This is a genomic window from Dickeya aquatica (genome assembly GCF_900095885.1).
In the GTDB taxonomy this organism is placed as follows: Bacteria; Pseudomonadota; Gammaproteobacteria; order Enterobacterales; family Enterobacteriaceae; genus Dickeya; species Dickeya aquatica.
The window spans coordinates 1,370,162-1,396,453 of sequence record NZ_LT615367.1; the positions used below are offsets into that span (position 1 = coordinate 1,370,162).

The 26,292-nt window shown below is 56.2% G+C and carries 21 protein-coding genes; 20 read left to right on the forward strand and 1 reads right to left on the reverse strand.

The window, feature by feature from the left end; all coding sequences use genetic code 11:
* The first annotated feature begins 2 nt into the window (after nt 1-2).
* Nucleotides 3-1,460: an NADH-quinone oxidoreductase subunit NuoN gene (gene nuoN / locus DAQ1742_RS06245; RefSeq protein WP_035343118.1), complete on the forward strand. Its 1,458-nt coding sequence runs from the start codon at nt 3-5 to the stop codon at nt 1,458-1,460.
* A gap of 552 nt (nt 1,461-2,012) precedes the next feature.
* Here nuoN and DAQ1742_RS06250 read toward each other — a convergent pair.
* Nucleotides 2,013-2,894, reverse strand: a complete 882-nt coding sequence (locus tag DAQ1742_RS06250; protein ID WP_035343115.1) for a PhzF family phenazine biosynthesis protein — start codon at nt 2,892-2,894, stop codon at nt 2,013-2,015.
* Between the two features lie 209 nt (nt 2,895-3,103).
* On the opposite strand from DAQ1742_RS06250, the gene DAQ1742_RS06255 reads away from it, so the two are divergent.
* The 19 genes from DAQ1742_RS06255 to fdoI all read left to right on the forward strand — a co-directional run bounded on the left by DAQ1742_RS06255 (nt 3,104) and on the right by fdoI (nt 26,210).
* Nucleotides 3,104-4,696 carry an ABC-F family ATPase gene (locus DAQ1742_RS06255; RefSeq protein WP_035343113.1) on the forward strand — a complete coding sequence of 531 codons (1,593 nt, stop codon included), beginning with the start codon at nt 3,104-3,106 and terminating at the stop codon, nt 4,694-4,696.
* A gap of 545 nt (nt 4,697-5,241) precedes the next feature.
* Nucleotides 5,242-6,369 carry a hydrogenase 2 small subunit gene (gene hybO, locus DAQ1742_RS06260; protein ID WP_035343110.1) on the forward strand — a complete coding sequence of 376 codons (1,128 nt, stop codon included), beginning with the start codon at nt 5,242-5,244 and terminating at the stop codon, nt 6,367-6,369.
* A gap of 3 nt (nt 6,370-6,372) precedes the next feature.
* Entirely contained in the window at nt 6,373-7,389 is a 1,017-nt protein-coding gene (gene hybA / locus DAQ1742_RS06265; protein WP_035343108.1) for a hydrogenase 2 operon protein HybA, read from the forward strand.
* The gene (hybB, locus tag DAQ1742_RS06270; protein ID WP_035343105.1) at nt 7,376-8,575 is read left to right on the forward strand and encodes a Ni/Fe-hydrogenase cytochrome b subunit; all 1,200 of its coding nucleotides are present in this window, start codon (nt 7,376-7,378) and stop codon (nt 8,573-8,575) included. The genes hybA and hybB overlap by 14 nt, the downstream gene beginning before the upstream one ends.
* Nucleotides 8,553-10,259, forward strand: coding sequence for a hydrogenase 2 large subunit (hybC, locus tag DAQ1742_RS06275; RefSeq protein ID WP_035343103.1), 1,707 nt, complete (start codon nt 8,553-8,555; stop codon nt 10,257-10,259). The genes hybB and hybC overlap by 23 nt, the downstream gene beginning before the upstream one ends.
* Complete coding sequence (locus DAQ1742_RS06280) at nt 10,259-10,750, forward strand: HyaD/HybD family hydrogenase maturation endopeptidase (protein ID WP_035343100.1); 492 nt, start codon at nt 10,259-10,261, stop codon at nt 10,748-10,750. Before hybC ends, DAQ1742_RS06280 begins: the two co-directional genes overlap by 1 nt.
* 79 nt (nt 10,751-10,829) lie before the next feature.
* Nucleotides 10,830-11,318, forward strand: coding sequence for a hydrogenase-2 assembly chaperone (gene hybE, locus DAQ1742_RS06285; protein WP_035346200.1), 489 nt, complete (start codon nt 10,830-10,832; stop codon nt 11,316-11,318).
* Nucleotides 11,311-11,652, forward strand: a complete 342-nt coding sequence (gene hypA, locus DAQ1742_RS06290; protein WP_035343098.1) for a hydrogenase maturation nickel metallochaperone HypA — start codon at nt 11,311-11,313, stop codon at nt 11,650-11,652. Before hybE ends, hypA begins: the two co-directional genes overlap by 8 nt.
* A gap of 63 nt (nt 11,653-11,715) precedes the next feature.
* Nucleotides 11,716-12,855 carry a hydrogenase nickel incorporation protein HypB gene (hypB, locus tag DAQ1742_RS06295; RefSeq protein WP_051124093.1) on the forward strand — a complete coding sequence of 380 codons (1,140 nt, stop codon included), beginning with the start codon at nt 11,716-11,718 and terminating at the stop codon, nt 12,853-12,855.
* A 2-nt stretch (nt 12,856-12,857) separates the two neighbouring features.
* Nucleotides 12,858-13,148, forward strand: coding sequence for a hydrogenase maturation factor HybG (gene hybG / locus DAQ1742_RS06300; protein WP_035343096.1), 291 nt, complete (start codon nt 12,858-12,860; stop codon nt 13,146-13,148).
* Nucleotides 13,132-14,247, forward strand: a complete 1,116-nt coding sequence (gene hypD / locus DAQ1742_RS06305; protein ID WP_035343094.1) for a hydrogenase formation protein HypD — start codon at nt 13,132-13,134, stop codon at nt 14,245-14,247. Before hybG ends, hypD begins: the two co-directional genes overlap by 17 nt.
* Nucleotides 14,247-15,275: a hydrogenase expression/formation protein HypE gene (gene hypE / locus DAQ1742_RS06310; RefSeq protein WP_035346195.1), complete on the forward strand. Its 1,029-nt coding sequence runs from the start codon at nt 14,247-14,249 to the stop codon at nt 15,273-15,275. The genes hypD and hypE overlap by 1 nt, the downstream gene beginning before the upstream one ends.
* 340 nt (nt 15,276-15,615) lie before the next feature.
* Nucleotides 15,616-17,919: a carbamoyltransferase HypF gene (hypF, locus tag DAQ1742_RS06315; protein ID WP_035343092.1), complete on the forward strand. Its 2,304-nt coding sequence runs from the start codon at nt 15,616-15,618 to the stop codon at nt 17,917-17,919.
* 106 nt (nt 17,920-18,025) lie between these two features.
* Complete coding sequence (locus tag DAQ1742_RS06320) at nt 18,026-18,550, forward strand: YlaC family protein (RefSeq protein ID WP_051124091.1); 525 nt, start codon at nt 18,026-18,028, stop codon at nt 18,548-18,550.
* A gap of 85 nt (nt 18,551-18,635) precedes the next feature.
* Complete coding sequence (locus DAQ1742_RS06325) at nt 18,636-19,367, forward strand: glutamine amidotransferase (RefSeq protein ID WP_035343090.1); 732 nt, start codon at nt 18,636-18,638, stop codon at nt 19,365-19,367.
* 45 nt (nt 19,368-19,412) lie between these two features.
* Nucleotides 19,413-20,861: an aminotransferase-like domain-containing protein gene (locus DAQ1742_RS06330; RefSeq protein ID WP_256388382.1), complete on the forward strand. Its 1,449-nt coding sequence runs from the start codon at nt 19,413-19,415 to the stop codon at nt 20,859-20,861.
* Nucleotides 20,862-21,622: 761 nt separating this feature from the next.
* On the forward strand, nt 21,623-24,673 hold the full coding sequence (gene fdnG, locus DAQ1742_RS06335) for a formate dehydrogenase-N subunit alpha (protein ID WP_071604095.1): 3,051 nt from the start codon (nt 21,623-21,625) through the stop codon (nt 24,671-24,673).
* Between the two features lie 15 nt (nt 24,674-24,688).
* Nucleotides 24,689-25,588 (forward strand): formate dehydrogenase subunit beta, encoded by a 900-nt coding sequence (gene fdxH, locus DAQ1742_RS06340; RefSeq protein ID WP_035343088.1) that lies wholly within the window; start codon nt 24,689-24,691, stop codon nt 25,586-25,588.
* Entirely contained in the window at nt 25,575-26,210 is a 636-nt protein-coding gene (gene fdoI / locus DAQ1742_RS06345) for a formate dehydrogenase cytochrome b556 subunit (RefSeq protein WP_035343086.1), read from the forward strand. Before fdxH ends, fdoI begins: the two co-directional genes overlap by 14 nt.
* Nucleotides 26,211-26,292: the final 82 nt, after the last annotated feature.

Below are 26,292 nucleotides of genomic sequence, written 5' to 3' on the forward strand. Positions count from 1 at the left end.
CCATGACAATAACTCCTCAACAACTGATCGCGATATCGCCACTGTTAATCGTCGGATTAACAGTCGTGGTGGTGATGCTGTGCATTGCGTGGCGACGCAACCATTTTATTAACGCAACACTGACGGTTATCGGCCTGAACATTGCGTTGCTCTCCTTGTATCTGGTCGGGCAGGTCGGGCCAACGGATGTCACGCCACTTATCCGGGTCGATGGGTTTTCGATGTTCTACACCGGGCTGGTGCTGGCGGCGAGTCTGGCGACCAGTACCTTTGCCTATCCGTGGCTTGAAGGGTACCCGGATAACAAAGATGAGTTCTATTTGCTGGTGTTGATTGCTGCGATGGGCGGCATTCTGCTGGCCAGTGCTAATCATCTGGCGGCGTTTTTTATTGGTATTGAACTTATCTCCCTGCCGCTATTTGGTATGGTTGGGTACGCGTTTCGCCAAAAGCGTTCGCTGGAAGCGGCTATCAAATATATGTTGCTGTCAGCCGCGGCCTCCTCGTTCCTGCTGTTTGGTATGGCGCTGGTGTATGCCGATTCCGGTAATCTCAGCTTTGCAAACCTCGGTAAGAGCTTGAGCGACCACCAGTTGCATGCACCGCTGCTATTGGCCGGCCTTGGTATGATGCTCGTAGGGCTGGGCTTCAAGTTGTCACTGGTTCCCTTCCATCTGTGGACACCTGATGTGTATCAGGGCGCGCCAGCACCGGTTTCGACCTTTCTGGCAACCGCCAGCAAGATTGCTATTTTCGGTGCCGTGATGCGTTTGTTCCTTTACGCCCCGCTGGTGGATAGCGAGTCGGTGCGTACCACGTTAGCTGTGATAGCCTTTGCCTCTATTCTGTTTGGCAACCTGATGGCCGTCGCGCAGAGCAACATCAAGCGTCTGCTGGGTTACTCGTCTATTGCGCACCTCGGGTATTTGCTGGTTGCGCTGATTGCGGTACAGACCCACCAACTGGCGCTGGAAACCATCGGCGTTTATCTGGCCGGCTACCTGTTTAGCAGCCTGGGTGCGTTTGGTGTGGTCAGTCTGATGTCCAGCCCCTATCGCGGCCCGGATGCCGATTCACTGTTCTCTTATCGTGGGCTGTTCTGGCATAAGCCGATTCTGTCTGCGGTGATGACGGTGATGATGCTGTCACTGGCCGGTATTCCGATGACGCTTGGCTTCTTCGGCAAATTCTACGTGCTGGCAGTTGGTGTGAGCGCGCACCTGTGGTGGCTCAGTGCCGCGGTGGTGGTGGGCAGTGCGATTGGTCTGTACTACTATCTGCGGGTGTTGGTGAGCCTGTATTTAAGCGCGCCGCAAACCCTGAACCGTGATACACCCAGTAACTGGGCGCTGACGGCCGGTGGTGTCGTGGTGCTGATTTCTTCGGTATTGGTGCTGATCCTTGGCCTCTACCCACAGCCGCTGATTTCACTGGTGCAACTGGCGCAGCCGTTGATGTAATGGTCAGATAATTCATACAAGCCGCGACACGATGCTCGCGGCTTTTTTATGGCTGCGATTTCAGTGCCGGAACAGCGTGAGGTAAGCGTTAACTGATTAGCCGGGTTATCTGCGTGAATATCATAAAGGTAGTGAAATGCGGGTAGTCAGAGCAGGAAAAAACAGGTGGTGAAAGGTAAGGCTTTGATAGGTAAGAAGAAATGATAGGCAGAGAGGAGAAAAACTAAAGCCGCCATGTATAACGTTATGGCGGCTTTTAGTCTGCGGCGCTCATATTAAAACGGGCTGATGAAAGAGCCGATGCGCTCGCAGTAAGTTACGTAGACGTCAGCCAGTTTTTTGAAAAAGCCAGTGAATGCGTTCATGTGTACTCTCCGTTATCGTGAATCAGGTGATTTAATGTGATGTTCATCACGGTTTTAATAGTAGTAGATCAGAAACGTGATTTCAACTTTTTCGTGACAAAAGTCACATTAATTTAGCGACGATAACGGTTCAGAGATAACCGGCTGTTCAGCGAGTTACTCTGAATCGGGCGATTTACCGGCCTGGCTAGATGTTAATATTCCCATTAATCAATGTATTAGTGTGGCCACCAATCCAGGGTTGCCCGTCAATATAAGAAACGGTGACGCGGCCGTCCCGAGAGAGCATGGTGCCCTGACGGACTTGATAGCCGATGGTGCGGTCGTCGCGCTCTGGCAACGGGTGATGTTGTAACACCCTGGCAATACAGGCATTGGCACTGCCTGTCACCGGGTCTTCCACCAGCGTTTCACCGGCGATAAAGAATGCCCGCACTTCATAATCCAGCGCGTGGGGGCGTTCGTGCAGTCCATAGAGTGCAACCCCATCGCAGTGGCTGTATTCCAGTAATTGCTGTATCAGTGCGGCGTTTGGTTTTGCTTGCAGGCAGGCCTGGGCGCTTTGCATCGATACCGTGAGCCAGCGAATGCCCATGTCAACGCTGATAACCGGGTGAGCAGGGTGACGCAGGTGGCTGCCAATGGCGTCGTTAAGCTGATTAGGTTGCCCGATATTGAGCGGTGACAATATGGCATCGGGTGCGCGAAAGGCCAGTTGGCCGTCTTCATGAAGGGCGACGGGCACCAGCCCGATACCACACTGCTGGATAAGCTGGTGGGGAACCTGTGGGGCAAGTCCTGCTTCCAGTAACACATGGGCCGTACCCAATGTTGGGTGCCCGGCAAAAGGTAGCTCGTGCGATGGGGTGAAAATACGCACGCGATAGTCAGCCATCGGGTCATCCGGTGGCAGAACAAAGGTGGTTTCTGAAAGATTTGTCCAGCGGGCGATGCTCTGCATCGTTGCGTCATCAAGACCGTCTGCATCCAAAATGACCGCGAGAGGATTGCCTTTACAGGGTTGCTGGCTGAATACGTCAACCTGTTTGAAACGGCGTGATGGCGGCATAGTGTCTTCCTTCTGCGAATAAAATTTGCCGTCATTATGGCGTGTTAGCCCAGACATGTCTTGCCTGGCTGGGCAACGGCGGTGGTGATGTGATTGCACTGACCATTACGCTGCTTTTTTGGTTGAAAACTGTTCGATATTCGCCGGGATTCTCGCACCGGCTTATGGCATAATGCGCGCCAAATCACATTCTGAACTGAGTAAATGCGGTGCTGGTAACTAACAACATTACGATGCAATTTGGCAGTAAGCCTTTGTTTGAAAACATTTCAGTCAAGTTCGGCGGCGGTAACCGCTACGGTTTGATTGGTGCAAACGGCTGTGGTAAATCCACGTTTATGAAAATTCTCGGCGGCGACCTGGCCCCGACTACCGGTAACGTTGCGCTTGATCCTAACGAACGCATTGGTAAGTTGCGTCAGGATCAGTTCGCCTTTGAGCAATATACGGTGCTGGATACGGTTATCATGGGCCACACCGAATTGTGGCAGGTCAAGGAAGAGCGCGATCGTATCTATGCTCTGAGCGAGATGAGCGAAGAGGATGGCTACCGGGTGGCTGACCTGGAAGTGAAATACGGTGAGATGGATGGCTACAGTGCCGAAGCGCGTGCCGGTGAGCTGCTGCTGGGCGTCGGTATTGCGCAGGATCTGCATTATGGCCCGATGAGCGAAGTGGCCCCAGGCTGGAAACTGCGTGTGTTGCTGGCACAGGCGCTGTTTTCCAACCCGGATATTCTGCTGCTTGATGAACCGACCAACAACCTTGATATCGATACTATCCGCTGGCTGGAGCAGGTGCTGAACGAACGTAACAGCACCATGATCATTATCTCCCATGACCGTCATTTCCTGAATATGGTTTGTACCCATATGGCGGATTTGGATTACGGTGAGCTGCGTATTTACCCCGGTAATTATGACGAGTATATGACGGCGGCAACGCAGGCCCGCGAGCGCCTGTTGTCGGATAACGCCAAGAAGAAAGCGCAGATTGCCGAGTTGCAGTCCTTTGTCAGCCGGTTTAGCGCCAATGCGTCCAAATCGCGTCAGGCCACCTCGCGTGCCCGCCAGATAGAAAAAATTCAGCTTGAGGAAGTCAAAGCCTCCAGCCGTCAGAACCCCTTTATTCGCTTTGAGCAGGATAAAAAACTGTTCCGCAACGCACTGGAACTGGATGGCGTGACCAAAGGGTTTGATAACGGCCCGTTGTTTAGCGGTGTAAAAATGCTGGTGGAAGTCGGTGAGAAGGTGGCTATTCTCGGCACTAACGGTATTGGTAAATCCACGTTGCTGAAAACGCTGGTCGGCGAGCTGACGCCGGAATCCGGTTCGGTGAAATGGTCAGAGAACGCCAGCATCGGTTATTACGCTCAGGATCATGAATACGAATTTGATGGCGACCTCACGGTATTCGACTGGATGAGCCAGTGGAAGCAGGAGAGTGATGACGAGCAGGCGGTACGCAGTGTGCTGGGCCGGTTACTGTTCTCGCAAGATGACATCAGGAAGAAGGTGAAGGTGTTATCGGGCGGTGAGAAAGGCCGTATGTTGTTTGGCAAACTGATGATGCGAAAGCCCAATATCCTGATTATGGATGAGCCAACCAACCATTTGGATATGGAGTCTATCGAATCACTCAACATGGCGCTGGAGATGTATCAGGGCACGCTGCTGTTTGTCTCCCATGACCGGGAATTTGTCAGTTCACTGGCGACACGCATTGTCGAACTGACGCCGGGCAACGTGGTTGACTTTAGCGGTAACTATGAAGATTACCTGCGTAGTCGCGGGATTGAATAAATCTCTTTGAGCGTTCAAAAATAGAGCAGCCGTTTAAAACGGCTGTTTTTTTATAATCAGAAAAAAAAGTGCCGACAATAACGTCAATAATCTGAATTGTATGAAGGGATCAGCGGCTTTATCTTTATAGCTGCCTTTTAAAAGTAAAGTATCTAAAGTAACTTTCTTCTTCATGGTAAAGATCTAAAGTAAAAAAAGAAAATAAAAATAATCTGTGGCTGAAGGGGGTTTTATAAAAAATAGATAAAAATCAAAATAATAATATTTTTATTATAAGAGATATAAGTCATGCTTAAATCGATTAAGCTATTTGAGATCACAAAAAATATGTGTTTATAACGCATTGAGATATTTTCTCATTTCCTCTTTGTTGCGAATGGTTTCAAAAAAATCCCGCTGCGGATAGCGTCACATAAGGCACATAAATAATGAGCCTATTCCCAGGCCACTTGATAAAGATCAAGTCGGTAATGTTATTCCCATCATTATCCTATGCCAGCACGTAATTGTGTTACTCCGACCTTGCTACAGGAGAATAATAAAGAATGAATGGGGAAAATATGACGCTTTCCCATCACGGTATTAATCGCCGTGATTTTATGAAGCTATGTGCCGCACTGGCCGCCACCATGGGGTTAAAAGATGCAGCGGCAGCAGAAATGGCCCAGTCACTGACGTCTCCCCAGCGTCCGCCGGTGATTTGGATTGGCGCGCAGGAGTGTACCGGGTGTACCGAGTCCTTGCTGCGTTCCACCCACCCGACCATTGAAACCCTGCTGCTGAATACCATTTCGCTGGAATATCACGAGGTGCTGTCTGCCGCTTTTGGTGAGCAGGCCGAGGAGAATAAACACCGGGCGATTGAACGTTATAAAGGGAAATATGTGCTGGTGGTGGATGGGTCTATTCCGCTTAAAGATGGCGGCATCTATTGCATGGTGGCCGGTAAGCCGATTGTCGAACATATTCGTGCCGCGGCTGAACATGCGGCGGCGATTATCGCCATCGGTTCGTGTTCAGCCTGGGGTGGCGTGCCAGCGAGCGGGGTGAACCCGACCGGTGCGGTCAGTTTGCAGGACGTCTTACCGGGTAAAACGGTGATTAACATTCCGGGCTGTCCACCTAATCCGCATAACTTCCTGGCGACCGTCGCCCATGTCATTACCTACCAGCGCGCGCCTGCGCTCGATAGCCAGAACCGACCGAATTTCGCTTATGCCCGCCTGATTCACGAAAACTGTGAACGTCGCCCGCATTTTGACGCCGGTCGCTTTGCCAAAGAATTTGGCGATGAGGGGCATCGGCAGGGCTGGTGTCTCTACCATTTGGGGTGTAAAGGCCCGGAAACCTACGGCAACTGCTCGACGCTGGAGTTTTGCGATGTCGGCGGCGGTATCTGGCCGGTGGGTATCGGTCATCCTTGCTATGGCTGCAATGAAAAAGGCATCGGCTTTACCAAAGGTATTTTCCAGCTGGCAAACGTAGAAAACCCGACGCCACGTGTGGAAAAACCAGCCGTGACCAGCCCTGAAGGCGGGAACAGCTCTGCCAGTGCCACCGGGCTTATCGGTGGGGTACTGGGAGCCGTCGCCGGAGTGAGCCTGATGGCGGTACGTGAGTTAGGCCGTCAGCAACAGCAGCAGGATCGCGGAAATTCATCCCGGGAGGGTTAAGCGGTGAACAGACGCCATTTTTTCAAGCTGGCCTCCGCTGGGGCGCTATTGGCTGGGGCACCGCTGGCAACACAGGCGGCGGCAACCAACCGGGCACCGATCCCCGGAGCGCTGGGCATGCTATATGACTCGACACTGTGTGTCGGGTGTCAGGCGTGCGTCAGCAAATGCCAGCAGCTCAACAAGCTCGACTATAAACCGGACAGTACGGTGTATGCCGGTGGTGCCGCAACGTGGTCGAATAACGACAAACTCAGCCCGTACACCAACAACATCATTCAGGTATGGAGCAGCGGCGAGGGTAAAAACAAGGATCAGGTGAAAGACGGTTACGCCTACATCAAAAAACAGTGCATGCACTGTGTTGATCCTAACTGTGTGTCGGTGTGTCCGGTGTCGGCGCTGAAGAAAGACCCGAAAACCGGCGTGGTGCATTACGACGCCAGTATTTGTACCGGCTGTCGCTACTGCATGGTGGCGTGCCCGTTCAATGTGCCGAAGTACGACTATGAGAACGCGCTCGGCAAGATCCACAAATGTGAACTGTGCAACCAGCCGGAACTGGCAAGGCTCGATAAAGGCGGTATGCCGGGGTGTGTGGAAGTCTGTCCGACCGGGGCGGTGATTTACGGTAACCGTGAACAATTGCTGGAAGAAGCGAAACGTCGACTGGCGCTGAAACCGGGTGATGAATACGCCTATCCGCGGCAGACGCTGGACAGGAAAGACACCTATCTGCGTACCGTACCGAGCTATGAGCGTTACGTGTATGGCGAGAAAGAGGCCGGTGGAACCCAGGTGCTGGTGCTGGCCGGTGTGCCTTACCAGAATCTGGAAATGCCAGCGCTCGACCCGCTTTCTACCGGGGCGCGTTCAGAGCACATCCAGCATACGTTGTACAAGGGTATGGTGCTGCCGCTGGCGGTGCTGGCCGGGCTGTCGGTGCTGGTGCACCGTAATACCCGTGCCGAACGGGCGGCGGAGAATCACTCAGAGGAGAAACCCCATGACGGCGCATAAAGCAAGTCCATTGGGTGGGCGGCTGGTGAGCAAGCCGGTAATGCTGCTGGCTCCGCTGGTAGCGATTTGCGCGATCCTTATCGTGAAGCGTCTGTTTCTCGGCATCGGCTCGGTGGCCGATCTGAACGGTGGCTACCCGTGGGGGATCTGGATTGCGTTTGACCTGCTGGTCGGCACCGGTTTTGCGTGTGGCGGCTGGGCGCTGGCCTGGGCGGTGTACGTGTTCAACCGGGGCGAATATCACCCGCTGGTACGACCGGCACTGCTCGCCAGCCTGTTCGGTTATTCGCTCGGTGGCTTGTCTATCACCATCGACGTCGGGCGTTACTGGAACCTGCCTTACTTCTATATTCCCGGCTACTTCAATACCAACTCGGTGCTGTTTGAAACCGCCGTGTGTATGACGATTTATATCGGCGTGATGGCGCTGGAGTTTGCGCCGGTGGTGCTGGAACGTTTGGGCTGGAAGGTGTCGCTAAAGCGGCTCAACAAGGTGATGTTTTTCATCATCGCGCTGGGGGCGCTATTACCGACCATGCACCAGTCATCAATGGGATCGCTGATGATTTCCGCTGGTTACAAGGTGCATCCGCTGTGGCAGAGCTATGAACTGCTGCCGCTGTTGTCACTGCTGACGGCATTCATCATGGGCTTTTCGATAGTGATTTTCGAAGGCTCACTGGTACAAGCCGGGCTAAAAGGGCGGGGGCCGGACGAGCAGGCGCTGTTTCGCAAACTGACGGTGCTGACGCGCGTGCTGGTGCTGCTGTTTTTACTGCTGCGGGTGGGGGAAATCGTCTGGCATCAGAAAACGGCGCTGGTGTTTGCCGGCGATCGCTTTGCGCTGATGTTCTGGTGCGAAATGGCGCTGATGCTGGTGCCGCTGGTGGTGCTTCAGCAATCGCGCTGTCGTCATGATGCCCGCTGGCTGTTTGTCAGCGCACTCTGCATGTTGTTCGGCGCGGCGCTGTGGCGTCTTAGCTACTCGCTGCTGGCGTTTAACCCCGGCAATGGCTACCACTATTTTCCCAAAGCGCAGGAAATCCTTATCTCTATCGGCTTTGTCGCCATTGAGGTCTGCGCCTACATCTTGTTAATCCGTCTGCTGCCGGTACTGCCCGCGCTCACAGGCGAACACACGCATCATCAGGCTGAGGTAAAGCATGAGCCAACGCATCACCATTGATCCCATTACCCGTATCGAAGGGCATCTGCGCATTGACTGCGAAATAGAAAACGGCAAAGTCACCAAGGCCTGGTCATCCGGCACCATGTGGCGCGGTATGGAAGAAATCGTCAAAGGGCGTGATCCGCGTGACGCCTGGATGATCGTGCAGCGCATTTGCGGTGTGTGCACCACGGTACATGCTATTGCCTCGGTACGTGCGGTAGAACACGCGCTGGGTTTGAATGTGCCGGTGAATGCCCAGCACATCCGTAACCTGATTCTGGCCGCGCACAGTATTCACGACCATATCGTGCATTTTTATCAGTTGTCGGCGCTGGACTGGGTGGATGTCACCTCCGCGCTGAAAGCTGACCCGCAAAAAGCGGCGGCGATGTTAAAGGGGCTTTCTCACTGGCCGCTGAACAGCGCCGAAGAGTTCACCCGCGTACAGCAGAAACTGAATGACCTGGTGGCCAGCGGCCAGTTGGGGATTTTCGCCAACGGTTACTGGGGGCACCCGGCCATGTCGCTGCCGCCGGAAGTAAACCTGATAGCCGTTGCTCACTACTTGCAGGCGCTGGAGTGCCAGCGTGATGCCAACCGTATTGTGGCGATCCTCGGCGGTAAATCACCCCACATTCAGAATCTGGCGGTCGGCGGGGTCGCCAACCCGATTAATCTCGATGCGCCCGGTGTGCTTAACCTTGAGCGCCTGATGTATGTGAAAAGCTTTATCGACCGGCTGGGCGATTTTATCGAGCAAGTCTACAAAGTCGATTGTGCCGTCATTGCCGCGCATTACCCGCAATGGCTGACGCTTGGGCGTGGCGCTGACCATTACCTGAGCGTGCCGGAGTTACCGACCGATAACAAGAACGGCAGTTTCCTGTTGCCGGGCGGCTATATCGAAAATAGCGACCTGTCGAGCTATCGCCCGATTACCAGCCACAGCGATAAATTCCTGATAGAAGGGATCCGCGAGAGCGGTAAGCACGCCTGGTATCAGGACGATCAGCCGCTGGCCCCGTGGGAGGGTTTGACGCGCCCGAACTACACCGGCTGGCATGAAGAGGGCAAATACTCGTGGGTGAAATCGCCAACCTTCTACGGCAAAACCGTCGAAGTCGGCCCGCTGGCGTGGTTACTGTGTAGTCTGGCGGCGAAACACAGCGGTACGCAGGCGCATTTTGGCGCGATAAAAACGGCTTATCAGGCATTAAGCGGTCGCCAACTGGAAGAAAAACACCTGCACTCCACATTAGGCCGGGTGATTGGCCGCACCGTGCACTGCTGTGTGCTGAAAGATACGCTGGCACAGCAGTGGCAGGCGCTGGTGGACAACATCGGCAAAGGCGATCACCAGACCTTCATCAAGCCGGATTTTTCGCCGGATACCGAGTTTCACGGCGTCGGCTTTGGTGAAATGCCGCGCGGCATGTTGTCGCACTGGGTGGTGTTTAAAAACGGCAAGATCACCAACTATCAGGCGGTGGTGCCGTCCACCTGGACCTCTTGCCCGCGTAACGGCGACGACAAGCCCGGCCCGTACGAGCAGTCGCTGGTTGGTACGCCGGTGGCAGATCCGCATAAACCGCTGGAAGTGGTGCGCACTATTCACTCGTTCGACCCGTGCATGTCCTGCGCGGTGCATGTGGTGGATACGGTTAATGGCAACGAAGTGACCCGGGTGAAGGTGCTGTAATGAACATACTGGTGCTGGGAATTGGCAATATTCTGCTGCGAGATGAAGGGGTCGGGGTGCGGCTGGTGGAGCAACTGGAGCAGCGTTTTGCGCTGACGCCCGCCGTCGATATCGTTGACGGCGGCACCTGCGGCATGGAACTGATGGAGTGCATGGCCGGACGCGACCATTTAATTGTCGCGGATGCGGTGCTGACCGGAAAGCCTGCCGGAGCGGTGACGGTACTGCGCGATGACGAGGTGCCCGCCTTGTTTACCCGTAAAATTTCCCCGCACCAGTTGGGACTGGCCGATGTGCTGATGGCACTGCGGCTTACGGGTGAATTCCCCCGTCGTTTGACGCTCATCGGCGTCGAGCCTGACTCGCTGGAGTCCGGTATCGGCCTGTCTGATACCGTCACCCGTGCGCTGGAGCCTGCCATGGCCGAAATGCTGGCCGCGCTGCGCCAAAGTGGTGTGGCAGCAGCAGAATTGCAGCCACAGGAGGCGTGAGATGGCGCAACAGCAGCAGGACGTTACGGCCAGCGAAACGGATGTGAATTCGACAGGAATACCGGGTGAGCGCAAGGAAATGGCGTGGATTGACGGGCATGATCAGAACCCGGCAGCCTGGCTGGAGGCTCAGTTTAGCCATATTGCGCGCGAGCGTATGCACCGGTTGCCGTTTTACCGTGAAGGGATCCCGGTGCAGGCCTGCGGTTTTACGCTGTTTGAACAGCAGTGGATAGGGTGTCTGCTGACGCCCTGGACGTTAAGCCTGCTGGTGTTGCCAGGGCCCGGGCAGCAGTGGCCTCATCGTGAAGTGTCCACCCGTCTGGCACTGGCGTTGCCCTGCGGCAGTGTGACCTTTGTGGTCAGTGAAAGTGATGGCGGGCAGCAGTACCTCTCTTGCTCGCTGATGTCGCCGCTTGACCCGTCACTGGATGCAGAACACGCCCTGCAACTGGCGCAGCAAAGTGTGCGCATGGCGCTGGCTTTGCCGGTGCGCGATGCCGATGCACCGCAAGACTTAAGCCGCCGGGCGCTGTTTGGCCGTTATCGGAGTGGTCATCATGCATGAAATTTCCATGTGCTATAACGCACTGGAACTTATTGAGCAGCAAGCGCGCCAGCACGGTGCCCGTCGGGTGACGGGCGTGTGGCTGGAAATCGGTGCACTGTCGTGCATTGAGGAGAGCGCGCTGCGATTCTGTTTTGAGTCGGTCTGTCGTCAGACGCTGGCCGATGGTTGCCAGTTGCATCTGGCGATACGCCCGGCGCAGGCCTGGTGCTGGGAATGCAGCCAGGCGGTGGAGGTTGTCAGCCACGACAGCGGTTGCCCGCGTTGCGGTAGCCTCAATCTGCGCGTTGACAGCGGCGACAGCCTGCAATTAAAGCAACTGGCGGTTGAGTAACACGCGGCGAACGCCGCGTGCCATCCGTTCAATGCGGTCTGGTTGACCGAAGGAGTTATAGCAATGTGTACCACATGCGGTTGTGGCGAAGGAGAACGCCGGATTGAAGGTGATGAGACAGCGCACTCACACCCTCATCCCCATACGCACGAGCATCCTCACGAACATGCCCACGATCATCACCATCATAACGAACACCACCATGAGATTGGGGCGCAGTCTGCTACGCCGGGTGTGATCATTCATCATCACCATTACTACTATCACCACGGCGACGTTCATCACCATTATCATGGCGCGGCGCGCCCGCACGGGCATCATGCCCATTCGCATGCTGCGCATCACCCTCATGACCACGCGCAGCATGATAATCACCATACTCATGAGCATGATCACGCGCATTCCCATCCTGCCCGGCCAGAGGCTCCCTTTGAGCCGGTAGAACAGGCGCAACACCTGCACTATGGACAAGGGGCGGCGGGCACACACGCGCCGGGCATTGGCCAGCAGCGCTTGTTGCAGATTGAAATGGATGTGTTGAGCAAGAATAACCAGCTTGCCGCGCATAACCGCGAGCACTTTGATGACGCGCATATTCTGGCGCTGAATCTGGTTTCCAGCCCTGGGTCGGGCAAGACCACGCTACTGACCAACACCCTGCATCTGATAGGAAAAAACCTGCCCTGTGCGGTGATTGAAGGCGATCAGCAGACCACCAACGATGCCGAACGTATCCGCGCAACTGGTGTTCCGGCGATTCAGGTCAACACCGGCAAGGGCTGCCATCTCGATGCGCAAATGGTGCATGACGCCATGCACCGCCTGCCGCTGCCCGCCGGTAGCCTGCTGTTTATTGAAAACGTCGGCAATCTGGTGTGCCCGGCGGGGTTTGACCTGGGTGAACGCCACAAAATCGCGGTGCTGTCTGTGACCGAAGGTGAAGACAAGCCGCTGAAATATCCACACATGTTTGCTGCCGCGTCCCTGATGATTATCAACAAGATAGACCTGCTTCCCTATCTCGATTTTGATGTCGAGGCCTGTGTGGCCAACGCGCGTCGCGTCAACCCGCACATTGAGGTGATTGCGCTATCGGCGCGTACCGGTGAGGGCATGGAAAGCTGGCTGTCGTGGCTGGAAAAACAGTTGACCGCCCTGGCGCAGGCCTTGACACCACCCTCGTTGCCGCTAGCGGAGAGCTGATTATGTGTTTGGGTGTTCCCGGTAAAGTGGTTGCCGTCGGGCCGGATCTGCATTATCCGGCGCGGGTGGATGTATGTGGCGTGCAGCGTGAGGTGAATATCGCGCTGGTCTGTGAGGGCTCTCCGGCGAGTCTGGTGGGGCAGTGGGTGCTGGTGCACGTCGGCTTTGCCATGAGCCTGCTCGATGAGCAGGAAGCGCAGGAGACACTGGAGGCGCTACAGTCGATGCAGGCTGTCGGGCTGGAGCTCGATGAAGTCAGGCAAACCGGAGCCGTCTATGCAGTACGTGGATGAATTTCGTGACCCCGAATTAGCCAAAGCGCTGGTGCAACGGATTCAGGCGCTGGTAGATGACATGCCGGAACTGAAAACCCGGCCGTTGCAATTGATGGAAGTGTGTGGCGGTCATACCCATGCCATCTTCAAGTTTGGCATTGACCGGCTGTTACCGGCGGAAATTGAATTTGTGCACGGGCCAGGCTGCCCGGTGTGCGTGCTGCCGATGGGGCGCATTGATGCCTGCCTGGACATCGCCGCGCGCCCGGAGGTCATCTTCTGTACCTTTGGTGATGCCATGCGCGTGCCGGGGCGCAACGGATCGTTGCTGGATGCCCGCCGCCATGGCGCAGACGTGCGCGTGGTCTATTCCCCGCTGGATGCGCTGGCGCTGGCGCAGCAACACCCCGATCGGCAGGTGGTGTTTTTCGGTTTAGGCTTTGAAACCACCATGCCCGGCAGCGCGCTGACGCTGCAACAGGCCAAACGCCGTGGGGTGCACAATTTTTCGCTGTTCTGCCAGCACATTACCATCATCCCGACCCTGCAAAGCCTGCTGGAGCAGCCGGATTTACGCATTGACGGCTTTCTGGCTCCGGGGCATGTCAGCATGGTAATTGGTGCACACCCGTATCAGCCTTTGTGTGAGCAATTTAATAAACCGTTTGTCGTGACCGGTTTTGAGCCGCTGGATATTTTGCAGGCATTGCTGATGCTGGTGCAGCAACTGCATGATGGCCGCTGCGAGGTGGAAAACCAATACCGCCGCATTGTGCCGGACAGCGGCAACGTGCTGGCGCAACAGGCGGTGGCCGAGGTGTTTGAAACCAAGGCCCACAGCGAATGGCGCGGGCTTGGCGACATCGCCAACTCCGGCATGCAATTGCGTCAAGAGTATGCGGAATTTGACGCCGAGCGCCGTTTTAACCCGCCGCAGCAACAGGTGGCGGATGAGCCGCTATCACGCTGTGGCGATGTCTTAACCGGGCGTTGTAAACCGGGCGACTGCCCGCTGTTTGGCGCACGCTGTACGCCGCAAAACGCCATTGGCGCGCTGATGGTGTCATCCGAAGGGGCGTGTGCGGCTTATTATCAGTATCGACGGGAGTGCGCATGATGAAGCCCAGTTTATTGCCAAAAGAGATAACCCTGGCGCACGGCAGCGGCGGGCGGGCGATGCAACAACTGATTGAAAGCCTGTTTCTGCCGATATTTGATAACCCGTTGCTGGCCGCGCGTGAAGATCAGGCGCGCCTGCCGCTGGCGGAGCTGAGTGCGCAGGGTGACCGGCTGGCGTTCACCACCGACAGCTACGTCATTGACCCGATTGAATTTCCTGGCGGCGATATCGGCAAGCTGGCGGTGTGCGGCACCGCCAACGATCTGGCGGTGAGCGGCGCGACACCACGCTACCTCTCTTGCGGGTTTATTCTGGAAGAGGGGCTTGCGGGGGAAACGCTGCTGCGTATCGTCAATTCGATGGCGCAGGCCGCCCGCGACGCCGGTATTCAGATCGTCACCGGCGATACCAAAGTGGTGCCGCGCGGGGCGGCAGACAAAATCTTTATCAATACCGCCGGGATTGGCGTGATTGCGCCACAAGTGCACTGGGCCGCCAGTGAAATTCGCCCCGGCGACCGGCTGATTGTCAGCGGCACGCTTGGCGATCACGGCGCGACTATCCTGAACCTGCGTGAGAACCTGGGGCTGGAAGCGAGCCTTCGCAGCGATTGCGCCGTACTGACGCCGCTGATTGCGCCGCTGCGCCACATTGACGGCGTGCGGGCGCTGCGTGACGCCACGCGCGGCGGCGTCACGGCGATTCTGCATGAATTTGCCGAAGCCAGCGGCTGCGGCATGTCGGTAGATGAAGCCGCACTGCCGGTTAAAACCGAAGTGCGCGGTGTTTGTGAACTGCTGGGGCTGGAAGCACTGAATTTTGCCAACGAAGGCAAACTGGTGCTGGTGGTTTCACCCGAGGCGGAAAACGCGGTGCTGGATGCACTGCGCAGCCATCCGCTGGGGCGTGATGCGGCGGTGATTGGCCACGTCACCGGGCAAAAACAGGTGCGGCTGTGCGGGGTGTTTGGCACCTCCCGCCTGCTGGATTTACCCCACAGCGAACCGATGCCAAGGATTTGTTGATTCGCTAGCCTGTTCAAATTGTTGCCATTATCGATTTGATGGTGGCATGTGGACGCAATGGCGTAAATTTACGCTGAGGGGAAAACAGACTCCCGGCCGAGCGGCATGGATGCCGCGAGAGCCGCTGCCGCGCCGGGAGCGCGTCAGCGGCGGGCCGAAAAGGAGTCTGTTTTTTCCGAAGGCACCGCGCAGCGGCGTAATTTTCCGCCAACAGCCCGGGTTCTTAGGGCGGCGGCGACTGGCCGCCCTAAGTGGACGCCGGAGCGGGATAGTGCGGAGAGAAGCTGTATATGAAGGCGTCCATACAGCAACGCTTACAATGATAGCTACTCATATAACTATGATGTCACCACATCACAACGGCATTGAAATTCGCGTTAAGGGCAAAGTGCAAGGGGTGGGGTTTCGCCCTTATGTCTGGCAAATTGCGCACCGCCTGGGGGTGAAAGGCTGTGTGCTAAATGACGGCGCAGGGGTGTTAGTCCGACTGTGGCCTGCGAGCGCCGAGGCGGATTTCATTAGCGCACTGTACGCCGAATGCCCGCCGCTGGCGCAGATTGACGCGCTGGCCTGTCAGCCTTATCACTGGGCGCAGAGCCCGGATGATTTTGTCATTGAACACAGCGGCAGCGGCGCGATGGATACCCATATCGTGCCGGATGCCGCCACCTGCGAGCCGTGCTGTCAGGAGCTGTTCGACCCGAAAAACCGTCGCTATGGCTACCCCTTTATCAACTGCACGCACTGCGGCCCGCGTTTTACCATCATCCGCCAGATGCCCTATGACCGTCCTTATACCGCAATGGCCGCTTTTCCGCTGTGCCCGGATTGTCAGCAGGAGTATCAAAATCCGGCGGACAGGCGCTTTCATGCCCAGCCGAATGCCTGCCCGGTGTGTGGCCCGCAGGTGTGGCTGTGTGACAGTACCGGCACGCGGGCGACCGGCCGTGACGCCATTGCGCAGGCGGCAGCCGCGTTAGGCGATGGGCAAATTGTGGCACTGAAAGGGATTGGCGGCTTTCATCTTGCCTGTGATGCCAGCAACGAGCAGGCCGTTGCCCGCCTGCGCGCGCGCAAGCGTCGCCCGTCTAAACCGCTGGCGGTGATGCTGCATCAGGCGGAGGCGTTGGCGCGTTATAGCACGGTTGCGGATACCCAGGCGGCATTACGGTTACTGCAAAGCCCGGCGGCACCGATTGTGTTGCTGGCGTTGCGCCCGGACAGTGGGCTGGCCGATACGATTGCCCCGGGGCTTGATGAAGTGGGCTTTATGTTGCCTGCCAACCCGTTGCAGCATCTGTTGCTGGCGGCGGCCGGACGACCGCTGGTGATGACCTCGGGTAACGCCAATGGTCAACCGCCCGCGCTGGATAACGGCGAGGCATTAACGACGCTTGCCGGGATTGCCGATCTTTGGCTCATGCATGACAGAGACATCGTGCAGCGTGCGGATGATTCGGTGGTACGGCTTGATGGCGGGCACGCGAGTGTTATCCGGCGTGCGCGCGGCTATGTACCGGATGCGCTGCCGCTGCCGCCGGGGTTTGATGATGTGCCTGCGCTACTGGCAATGGGTGCGGATTTGAAAAACACCTTTTGCCTGCTGCGTGGGCAAAGCGCCATTCTCAGCCAGCATCTGGGGGATTTAACCGAAGAGCGGGTGATGCAGCAATACCAGCAGGCACAAGTGCTGCTGGCCGATATCTACCGTTTCACGCCGCAGGCCATTGTGGTGGATGCCCATCCCGGTTATCTCAGCCACCAACTCGGGCAGCAACTGGCACAACAGCAGGCTATTCCCTGCATCAGCGTGCTGCATCATCACGCGCATATTGTGGCCTGCCTGGCAGAACATCAGTGGCCACGCGACGGCGGCGCGGTGATTGGTCTGGCGCTGGATGGCATTGGTTATGGCGGCGAGTCGCGCTGGTGGGGGGCTGAGTGCCTGCGGGTAGATTACGCCCGTTGCCAGTATCTGGGCGGTTTACCGGCGGTGGCGCTACCGGGCGGCGATATGGCTGCGCGCCAGCCGTGGCGCAACCTGCTGGCGCAGTGGCAGGCGTTTGTCCCGCACTGGCAGCAGTATGACGAAGCCCGGGTTATCCCGACGGCGGCCGTTGCGCTGCTGACGCAGGCGATTGCCCGTGGTCTTAATGCGCCATTAGCCTCTTCTGCCGGGCGTTTATTTGATGCCGTTGCTGCTGCCTGCGGTTTTGCCGGTGAGCAGAGTTGGGAGGGCGAGGCCGCTTGCTGGCTGGAAGCGCTGGCGCGCCAGCACCCGGTTCAAGACGCCACCACAGCCGCGTTCCCGGTGACGATGCCGCTGCGTGGTCAGCACCTTGACCTGGCGACATTCTGGCAGCAGTGGCTGGCGTATGCGGCGTCACCGGCGGCGCGGGCGCTGGCGTTTCATATGGCGCTGGCCGATGGCCTGGCCGAACTGGTGCAGCAGGCGGCACGGGTGCATCAGTTAAATACGGTGGTGTGCTCCGGTGGTGTGATGCATAACCGCTTGCTGGTGAGCCTGCTGCGCCAACGGCTGGCTGGTATGCAGCTCTTGTTGCCTGAACGCCTGCCAGCAGGGGATGGCGGGCTGGCATTGGGGCAGGCATTAATTGCCGCCAGTCAGTGGCCGTGCGGATAACGGGCATCGCTGACTGTTATAGCTTTTTCTGACCAAACTGTATCTGTTATAGCGCGATGGCGCGTGCTAACGTGCCGCACGTTTCATCATCAGCGTGGAGAACAGTATGGAGGAGATAAAGCGCCTGCTTTGTGAAGAGATTGCGCGGTTGAACCGTGAAGAGCAGCGTGATAACCGCGTGCGTTTTAGCCGACAGTTTATGCGCAGCCACCCGTATCTGTTTGGCGGCATGCTGGTGAGTTATGTGCCGGTGGCCATTATCCTCGGCTATGCCCCTTATTTTGGCCAGTCTTACGTTATTGGTTTTACGCTGTTTTTAGTGGTGATGTCGCTGGCGATGTCAATGGATATCAACCCGCGTTACCGTTACGAAGACATAGACCAACTGGATTTGCGGGTGTGCTACAACGGCGAATGGTACAACAGCCGCCATGTTTCCCGCGCCACACTTGATGCCATTCTTAACCATCCGCAAGTGGATGCCACGGTAAAAGAGGGTATTGCGCGTTTATGGCAGGCTAAAGGGCATCTCTATTTCTACGATGTTTTCTCGCAAGCCCGACGTGCGTGCGCACCGCAGCCAGCCACTCGCCTGAAGGGCGCGCAGGTGATCTCACCTGACTGGCATTGAATCAACAGCATACGGCAGTGACAGCGCTTGCCGGGACATGATAGGGTCACAGTTCATCCCGTCTTCGCCGGAGGTTACGCAACCCATGACCGCATCGCATACCCCACCTGCTGCGTCATCATCTTCCCTGCTCATTGTCCAGATGGGCGAACCACCTGAGCCTATTGCCCGCCATGTCGGGCAGCAGGCAGACTGGTTTAGCCAGGCACTGGCTGATGATCTGGCGCACTTTGCTGCCCGTATCCATATTGTTCGCCCCTACACGGGTGAGGCGCTGCCCCCACCTGGCGAGCATGATGCGGCGATCATCAGTGGCTCCTGGTCGATGGTGACAGAGCAACTGGCGTGGAGTGAGCGCACCGCCGAATGGGCGCGTGAGCGTGTGCGCCTCGGGCGTCCTCTGCTGGGGGTCTGTTATGGGCATCAATTATTAGCCCATGCACTGGGCGGTACGGTGGCGGATAACCCCAATGGCCGCGAGATGGGGCTGAAAACCGTGACGCTGCATGCACAGGCCGCTGAGGATGCGCTACTGACGGCATTGCCTGAGCAATTTAGTGCCTATCTGAGCCATCTTCAGTCGGTGGTCAGCCCACCGGAAGGGGCACAGGTGCTGGCGGCCTCAGAACAGGATGGATGCCAGATAATCCGTTATGCGCCACACACCCTCTCTTTTCAGTTTCACCCCGAGATGGATGCCGCAGTGATGAACGCCTGCTTGCGTCACAACGCGTTACCAGAGCTGACAGTGTCTGATGAGCCGGTGTGGGCGCGTCGCCTGTTGCGTGATTTTGTGCACCAGGCACTTGCCCGTTAACGCGGGGTAAAAACCGTACGCTAACGTCAAGGTGTGGGTATTCGGGTGCGAGAGAAACCGGCGAAGTTCGAACAGTTGGCTGACCAGATGCAAAAGCAGTTGCAGGCGGGTATCTGGCAGCCGGGGGAAAAATTGCCCTCGCTGCGTGAAAAAGCGGCGCATTCCGGCCTGAGCCTGATGACCGTATTACACGCTTATCAACTGCTGGAAAGTCAGGGGTGGATAATGTCCCGCCCCCAGTCGGGTTATTACGCAGCACCACGTATAGCCAGTGCGGCGATGCTGCCTGCCGGAGGTGACGCGGTACAACTGACGGAACAGGTAGACGTTAATGACTTTATTTTTGATGTGCTGCGTGCCAGTCGTTCGCCAGCGGTGGTTCCGTTTGGGTCAGCCTTTCCTGACCCGCGCCTGTTTCCCCAGCGTCAGTTAACCCGCTCATTAGCGCAGGTTGCGCGCCGGATGCAGCCAGAAAGCGCCGTCGATAGCCTGCCGCCCGGCAATGAGCAGTTGCGTAAGCAGATAGCCCAGCGCTATGCGCTGCAAGGGATTGCTGTCTCCCCTGATGAAATTGTGATAACCAGCGGTGCACTGGAGTCATTGAACCTGTGCCTGCAATGGCTGACCCGGCCAGGCGATTATGTTGTTATCGAGTCGCCCGCGTTTTATGGCGCACTACAGGCGATAGAGCGGCTGCAACTTAAAGCGATTACCATTGCCGCCGACCCGCATACCGGCATTGATTTGGCCGCGCTCGAACAGGCTTTGCAGCAGTATCCCATCCGGGCCTGCTGGCTGATGACCAATTTTCACAACCCGTTGGGTTACACCTTGTCCTGGCAGAAAAAGCAGCAACTGGCTGCGTTGCTGCGCACCTATCAGGTTGCGCTGATTGAAGACGATGTGTATGGCGAGCTCTATAGCGGCACACACCGTCCGTTGCCGGTAAAAGCGCTGGACAGCGACGGCCGTGTGCTGCATTGCGCCTCGTTTTCCAAAAGTCTGGTGGCGGGGTTTCGTGTCGGCTGGGTGGCAGCAGGGCAATGGGCCGAAGGCATTCAGCGTTTACAATTAATGAGTACCCTCTCCACCAGTGCGCCGATGCAACTGGCGATAGCTGATTATCTGGCGACCAGCAGTTATGACAGCCACCTGCGGCGGTTGCGGCGCACGCTTGAGCAACGCAAGTACCGCCTGTATCAGGCAATGAAAGCCCATTTCCCGCCAGAGGTGGAGATTTACTATGCTGACGGCGGGTATTTTCTGTGGCTGGGGCTGCCGCAGGGCGGCGACAGCATGGCCTTGTATCAGCAGGCGTTAGCGCAGGGGATCAGCCTCGCGCCGGGGCGAATGTTTACCACTGATGATAGATGCGATCGCTATTTTCGTATCAACACCTCGTTTGAATGGCAGCGTAAAACCGAACAAGCCGTGATTGTGCTGGCAGAGTTATTACGCCATGCGGTGACGCAAGCCCGAAGCCGCCCCGGCTAACGCCATCGCCGCTGCCGGGCGGCGTTCAGCCTATGCAGTCCTCGACCTGGCAGGCCTGTGGTCTGTTGCCATCAGTTGTGTGCCCGTTTTATATGGCTTAACCGCCGTGGCAGACCGCTTTTTGTTTTTTATGCATGCGATAAGTGAATTCATCTCGTTATTTTGAATCGTAAATATCCCGGTCATTATTTTATTTTTCTTTCATCTTTTTTTATCTATCACGGTATTTATTTATAGCGTGATGATTGCCCTGGATATTTCCCGGCAAGGCGAGACAGGCGGTAAAAATATTTTCAGACTGTTCATAAATAATGAATTTTTGCTTGATTGTTTCATTTAGAAATCACTCACCACCTGTAATCGATATGTAAATTAATATACAGCGATAGTGGCTGGAATAGCACAATGTTAATGAGAATTATTCTTCATAAACCGGTGTTAACGTTAAAAAAAACCTTTTCGATAACGAAGTGTGACGGATTTGTTGTTATTGAGATAATTGCTTGGCGCTTTTTATTTGCCAGCGCATAATACATACGTGTCGTGGGGTTTTATGTGAAAAACCGCGAAAACCATTCATAACAATAAAGCATTAATACACCAAAACGGTATATACCCTCCATCACGTAAATGGCAGGAAGGCAGCGTTGCAGTAAATTGCCGGCGGCTTATCAAACCCGCCGCCGGGTTACACAAGCAATACACTTGCAATTTGATGTCTGAGGGTATGGCTCTGAGTGATGTCGTGCGAGGACTCTCCCATGCAGGTCAGCAGAAGACAGTTTTTTAAAATATGCGCAGGTGGAATGGCTGGTACTACGGTCACCGCTCTGGGATTTTCTCCCGGTGCGGCATTAGCCGAAACTCGCCAATATAAATTATTACGTGCCAGAGAAACCCGGAATAACTGCACCTACTGTTCCGTCGGGTGCGGGATACTGATGTACAGCCTGGGCGATGGTGCCAAAAATGCCAAACCCGCCATTTACCACATCGAAGGCGACCCGGATCATCCGGTGAGCCGTGGGTCGCTGTGCCCGAAAGGGGCGGGGCTGGTGGATTTTATCCATAGTGACCAGCGCCTTAAATACCCGCAATACCGTGCGCCGGGCTCCAATCAATGGCAGCGCATCAGTTGGGATGAAGCCTTAGATCGCATCGCCCGGCTGATGAAAAAAGACCGCGATGCCAACTTTGTCGAGAAGAACAGTGCCGGTGTCACGGTGAACCGCTGGTTAACCACCGGGATGCTGTGCTCCTCTGCGGCCAGCAATGAAACCGGCATTCTGGATCAAAAATTTGCGCGCGCGCTCGGTATTATCGGGCTGGATACGCAAGCGCGACTGTGCCACGGCCCGACGGTCGCCGCGCTGGCTCCCACTTTCGGGCGCGGTGCCATGACCAATAACTGGGTCGATATCAAAAATGCCAATGTGATTCTGGTAATGGGTGGCAACCCGGCAGAAGCGCACCCGGTTGGGTTTAAATGGGCGGTGGAAGCCAAAATTCACAATGGTGCGAAGCTGATTGTGGTTGACCCCCGTTTTAACCGTTCGGCCGCCGTTGCTGACATGTACTCGCCGATTCGTGCCGGTTCAGACATTACCTTCCTGCTGGGGGTGGTAAATTACCTGCTCTCCCATGACAAGGTACAAATGCCGTATGTGCAGGCGTATACCAACGCCAGCCTGATAGTCCGTGAGGACTACCAGTTTGATGAAGGTATTTTTAGCGGTTACAACGAAAAAGAGCGCCGCTATGACCGCACCAGTTGGCAGTATGAGCTGGATGAAAACGGTTTTGCCAAACGCGATGACAGCTTAACGCACCCACGCTGCGTCTGGAACCTGCTCAAAGCGCACGCCAGCCGCTATACCCCAGATTTGGTTACAAACGTTTGTGGTACGCCAAAGCAGGATTTTCTGACTATCTGCGAGCAACTGGCCTCGACCTGCGTGCCGGATCGCACCGCCACCATTATGTATGCGCTGGGCTGGACGCAGCACACCGCTGGTGCCCAGATTATCCGCACCGCCGCCATGATTCAGTTGCTGCTCGGTAACGTGGGTATGGCGGGCGGCGGCGTCAATGCGCTGCGTGGTCACTCTAATATTCAGGGTTACACCGACCTGGGGTTGCTGTCGCTCAACCTGCCGGGCTATATGCCGTTGCCGTCAGAAAAGCAGACCTCGCTGAAAGAGTATCTGGATCAGATAACCCCGAAAGCGTTGCTGGCCGATCAGGTCAACTACTGGAAGAACACGCCGAAGTTTTTCGTCAGCATGATGAAGAGTTTCTGGGGTGATAACGCCACCAAAGACAATGAGTGGGGTTATCACTGGTTGCCGAAGTGGGATAAAAGCTACGATGCGCTGGCCTATTCACGCATGATGCTCGATGGCAAGGTCAACGGTTACATCGTGCAGGGCTTTAACCCGATGGCTGCCTTTGCCGATTCCAACAAAGCCCGCGATGCCTTGAAAAAACTCAAATTCATGGTGGTTATCGACCCGCTGGCGACAGAAACGTCTAATTTCTGGCAGAACCACGGCGAACTCAATGATGTTGACCCGTCCACCATTCAGACCGAGGTGTTCCGCCTGCCGTCAAGCTGTTTTGCCGAAGAGAATGGCTCAATTGTCAACTCGGGCCGCTGGTTGCAATGGCACTACAAAGGGGCTGAGCCGCCGGGTGAAGCGCGTCAGGATGGTGTGATTCTGGCCGGGCTATTCCTGCGCCTGCGTGAGCTTTACGCCAAAGAGGGGGGCGCTAACCCCGAGCCTGTGCTGAACATGAGCTGGGATTATCTGGAGCCGGAAGACCCGTCGGCAGAAGAGATAACCCGCGAGGCCAATGGTCGCGCGCTGGCAGATTTGTATGATGACAAGGGCAATCTGCTGTTGAAAAAAGGTCAACAACTGCCGGATTTCTCGGTATTGCGTGATGATGGCACCACCGCCAGTTTCTGCTGGATTTATGCCGGGTCGTGGACGGAAGCGGGTAACCAGATGGCGCGCCGTGACAACGCCGATCCGTCAGGGCTTGGCTGTACGCCGGGCTGGGCATGGTGCTGGCCGCAAAACCGCCGCATTCTCTACAACCGCGCCTCGGCCGACCCACAGGGTAAACCCTGGGATGAAAAACGTGAGCTTATCCGCTGGAACGGCCAGAAGTGGACGGGCATCGACGTTGCCGATTTTGCCGTGACGGTGCCACCGGGCAGTGCCACCGGGCCATTTATTATGAATGCCGAGGGGATGGGCCGCCTGTTTGCTATCGACAAGATGGCAGAAGGGCCGTTCCCGGCGCACTACGAGCCGCTGGAATCACCGCTGAAAACCAACCCGGTTTACAGCAAAGTGCAGGTCAACCCGGCCGCCCGCATTCTGGAGGCCGATCGTCCGCGTATGGGTACGGTAGACGAGTTCCCGTTTGTTGCCACCACGTACTCGATAACGGAATTGTTCCGCCACTGGACAAAACACGCGCGCCTGAATGCGATTGTGCAGCCAGAGCAGTTTGTGGAAATTGGCGAGGAACTGGCGAAACAAAAAGGCATCAAGGCCGGTGATGTGGTGAAAGTCAGCAGCAAGCGTGGCTACATCAAAGCGAAAGCGGTCGTCACCAAGCGTATCCGCACGCTGATGATTCAGGGTAAACCGGTAGAAACCATCGGTGTGCCTTGTCACTGGGGCTTTGAGGGCACCACCCAGAAAGGCTTTATGGCCAATATTCTGACGCCGCATGTCGGGGATGCCAACAGTCAGACGCCAGAGTACAAGGCGTTTCTGGTGAACGTGGAAAAGGCGTAGTCGCGGAGAAACATTATGGCAATGCAATCACAAGATATCATTCGTCGCTCCGCGACGAACTCACTGACGCCGCCACCGCAGGCGCGTAACCACAAAGAGCAGGTAGCCAAGCTTATCGATGTCACTACCTGTATTGGCTGTAAAGCCTGTCAGGTCGCCTGTTCGGAGTGGAACGACATCCGTGACGATGTGGGCTATAACGTCGGGGTTTATGATAACCCGACCGATCTGAGCGCCAGGTCGTGGACAGTGATGCGCTTTTCTGAAGTGGAGGAAAGCGGCAAGCTGGAGTGGCTTATCCGCAAAGACGGCTGTATGCACTGCGCCGACCCAGGCTGCCTGAAAGCCTGCCCGTCGGAAGGGGCGATTATCCAGTACGCCAACGGTATCGTCGATTTTCAGTCTGAACATTGTATCGGGTGTGGTTACTGTATTGCCGGTTGCCCGTTCGACGTGCCGCGCATGAATAAAGACGATAACAAAGTCTACAAATGCACTTTGTGTGTTGACCGGGTGGAAGTCGGCCAGGAGCCAGCCTGCGTGAAGACTTGTCCGACCGGAGCCATCCATTTCGGCACCAAAGAGGAAATGAAAGTGCTGGCGGCCGAACGGGTGAAAGATCTGAACAGCCGCGGTTACAGCAATGCCGGTCTGTACGACCCCGCTGGCGTGGGCGGCACGCATGTGATGTATGTGCTGCATCATGCCGACCGGCCACAGCTTTATCATGGCCTGCCGGATAACCCGAGTATTAGCCCGGCGGTGACCTTCTGGAAAGGGATCTGGAAGCCGTTGGCGGCCATCGGCTTTGCTGCAACATTCGCCGCCAGTGTATTCCACTATGTAGGCATCGGCCCGAACCGGGTAGACGACGAAGACGAGGCGCACGAGGGCAAACAACATGAAAAAGAGTAATCGGATTCAGCGTTACAGCGCCCCTGAGCGCATTAACCACTGGATTGTGGCCTTCTGTTTTGTGTTCGCCGCACTCAGTGGGCTGGGCTTTTTCTTTCCGTCATTCAATTGGTTGATGAGTGTACTGGGCACGCCGCAACTGGCGCGCATCCTGCACCCGTTCGTCGGTGTGGTGATGTTTCTGGCGTTTATGCTGATGTTTCTGCGTTACTGGAAACATAACCTGATTCAGCGTGATGACCTCGAGTGGGCGAAAAACATCCACAAGATTGCGCGCAATGAAGAAGTCGGCGACACCGGGCGCTATAACTTTGGGCAAAAATGTGTGTTTTGGCTGGCTATCACCAGCCTGCTGTTACTGCTGGCCAGCGGTGTGGTTATCTGGCGGCCCTATTTCGCGCCCTCTTTCTCTATTCCGGTTATCCGTGCGGCGCTGGTGGTGCACTCGGTATCGGCGGTGGGGCTGATTCTGACGATTATGGTGCATGTGTATGCGGCACTGTGGGTGAAAGGCACCATTACGGCGATGGTGGAGGGCTGGGTATCCAGCGCCTGGGCGAAGAAACACCATCCACGCTGGTATCGTGAGTTACAGGCCAAACAGCAGGAAAAACAGCACTGAGGCCGATGAACCTGTCTGTGCTGGCTTAAGCGAGGCAGGTATCAGGGGAGAAAACCGCACAGGCAACCGTTGCCGGTGCGGT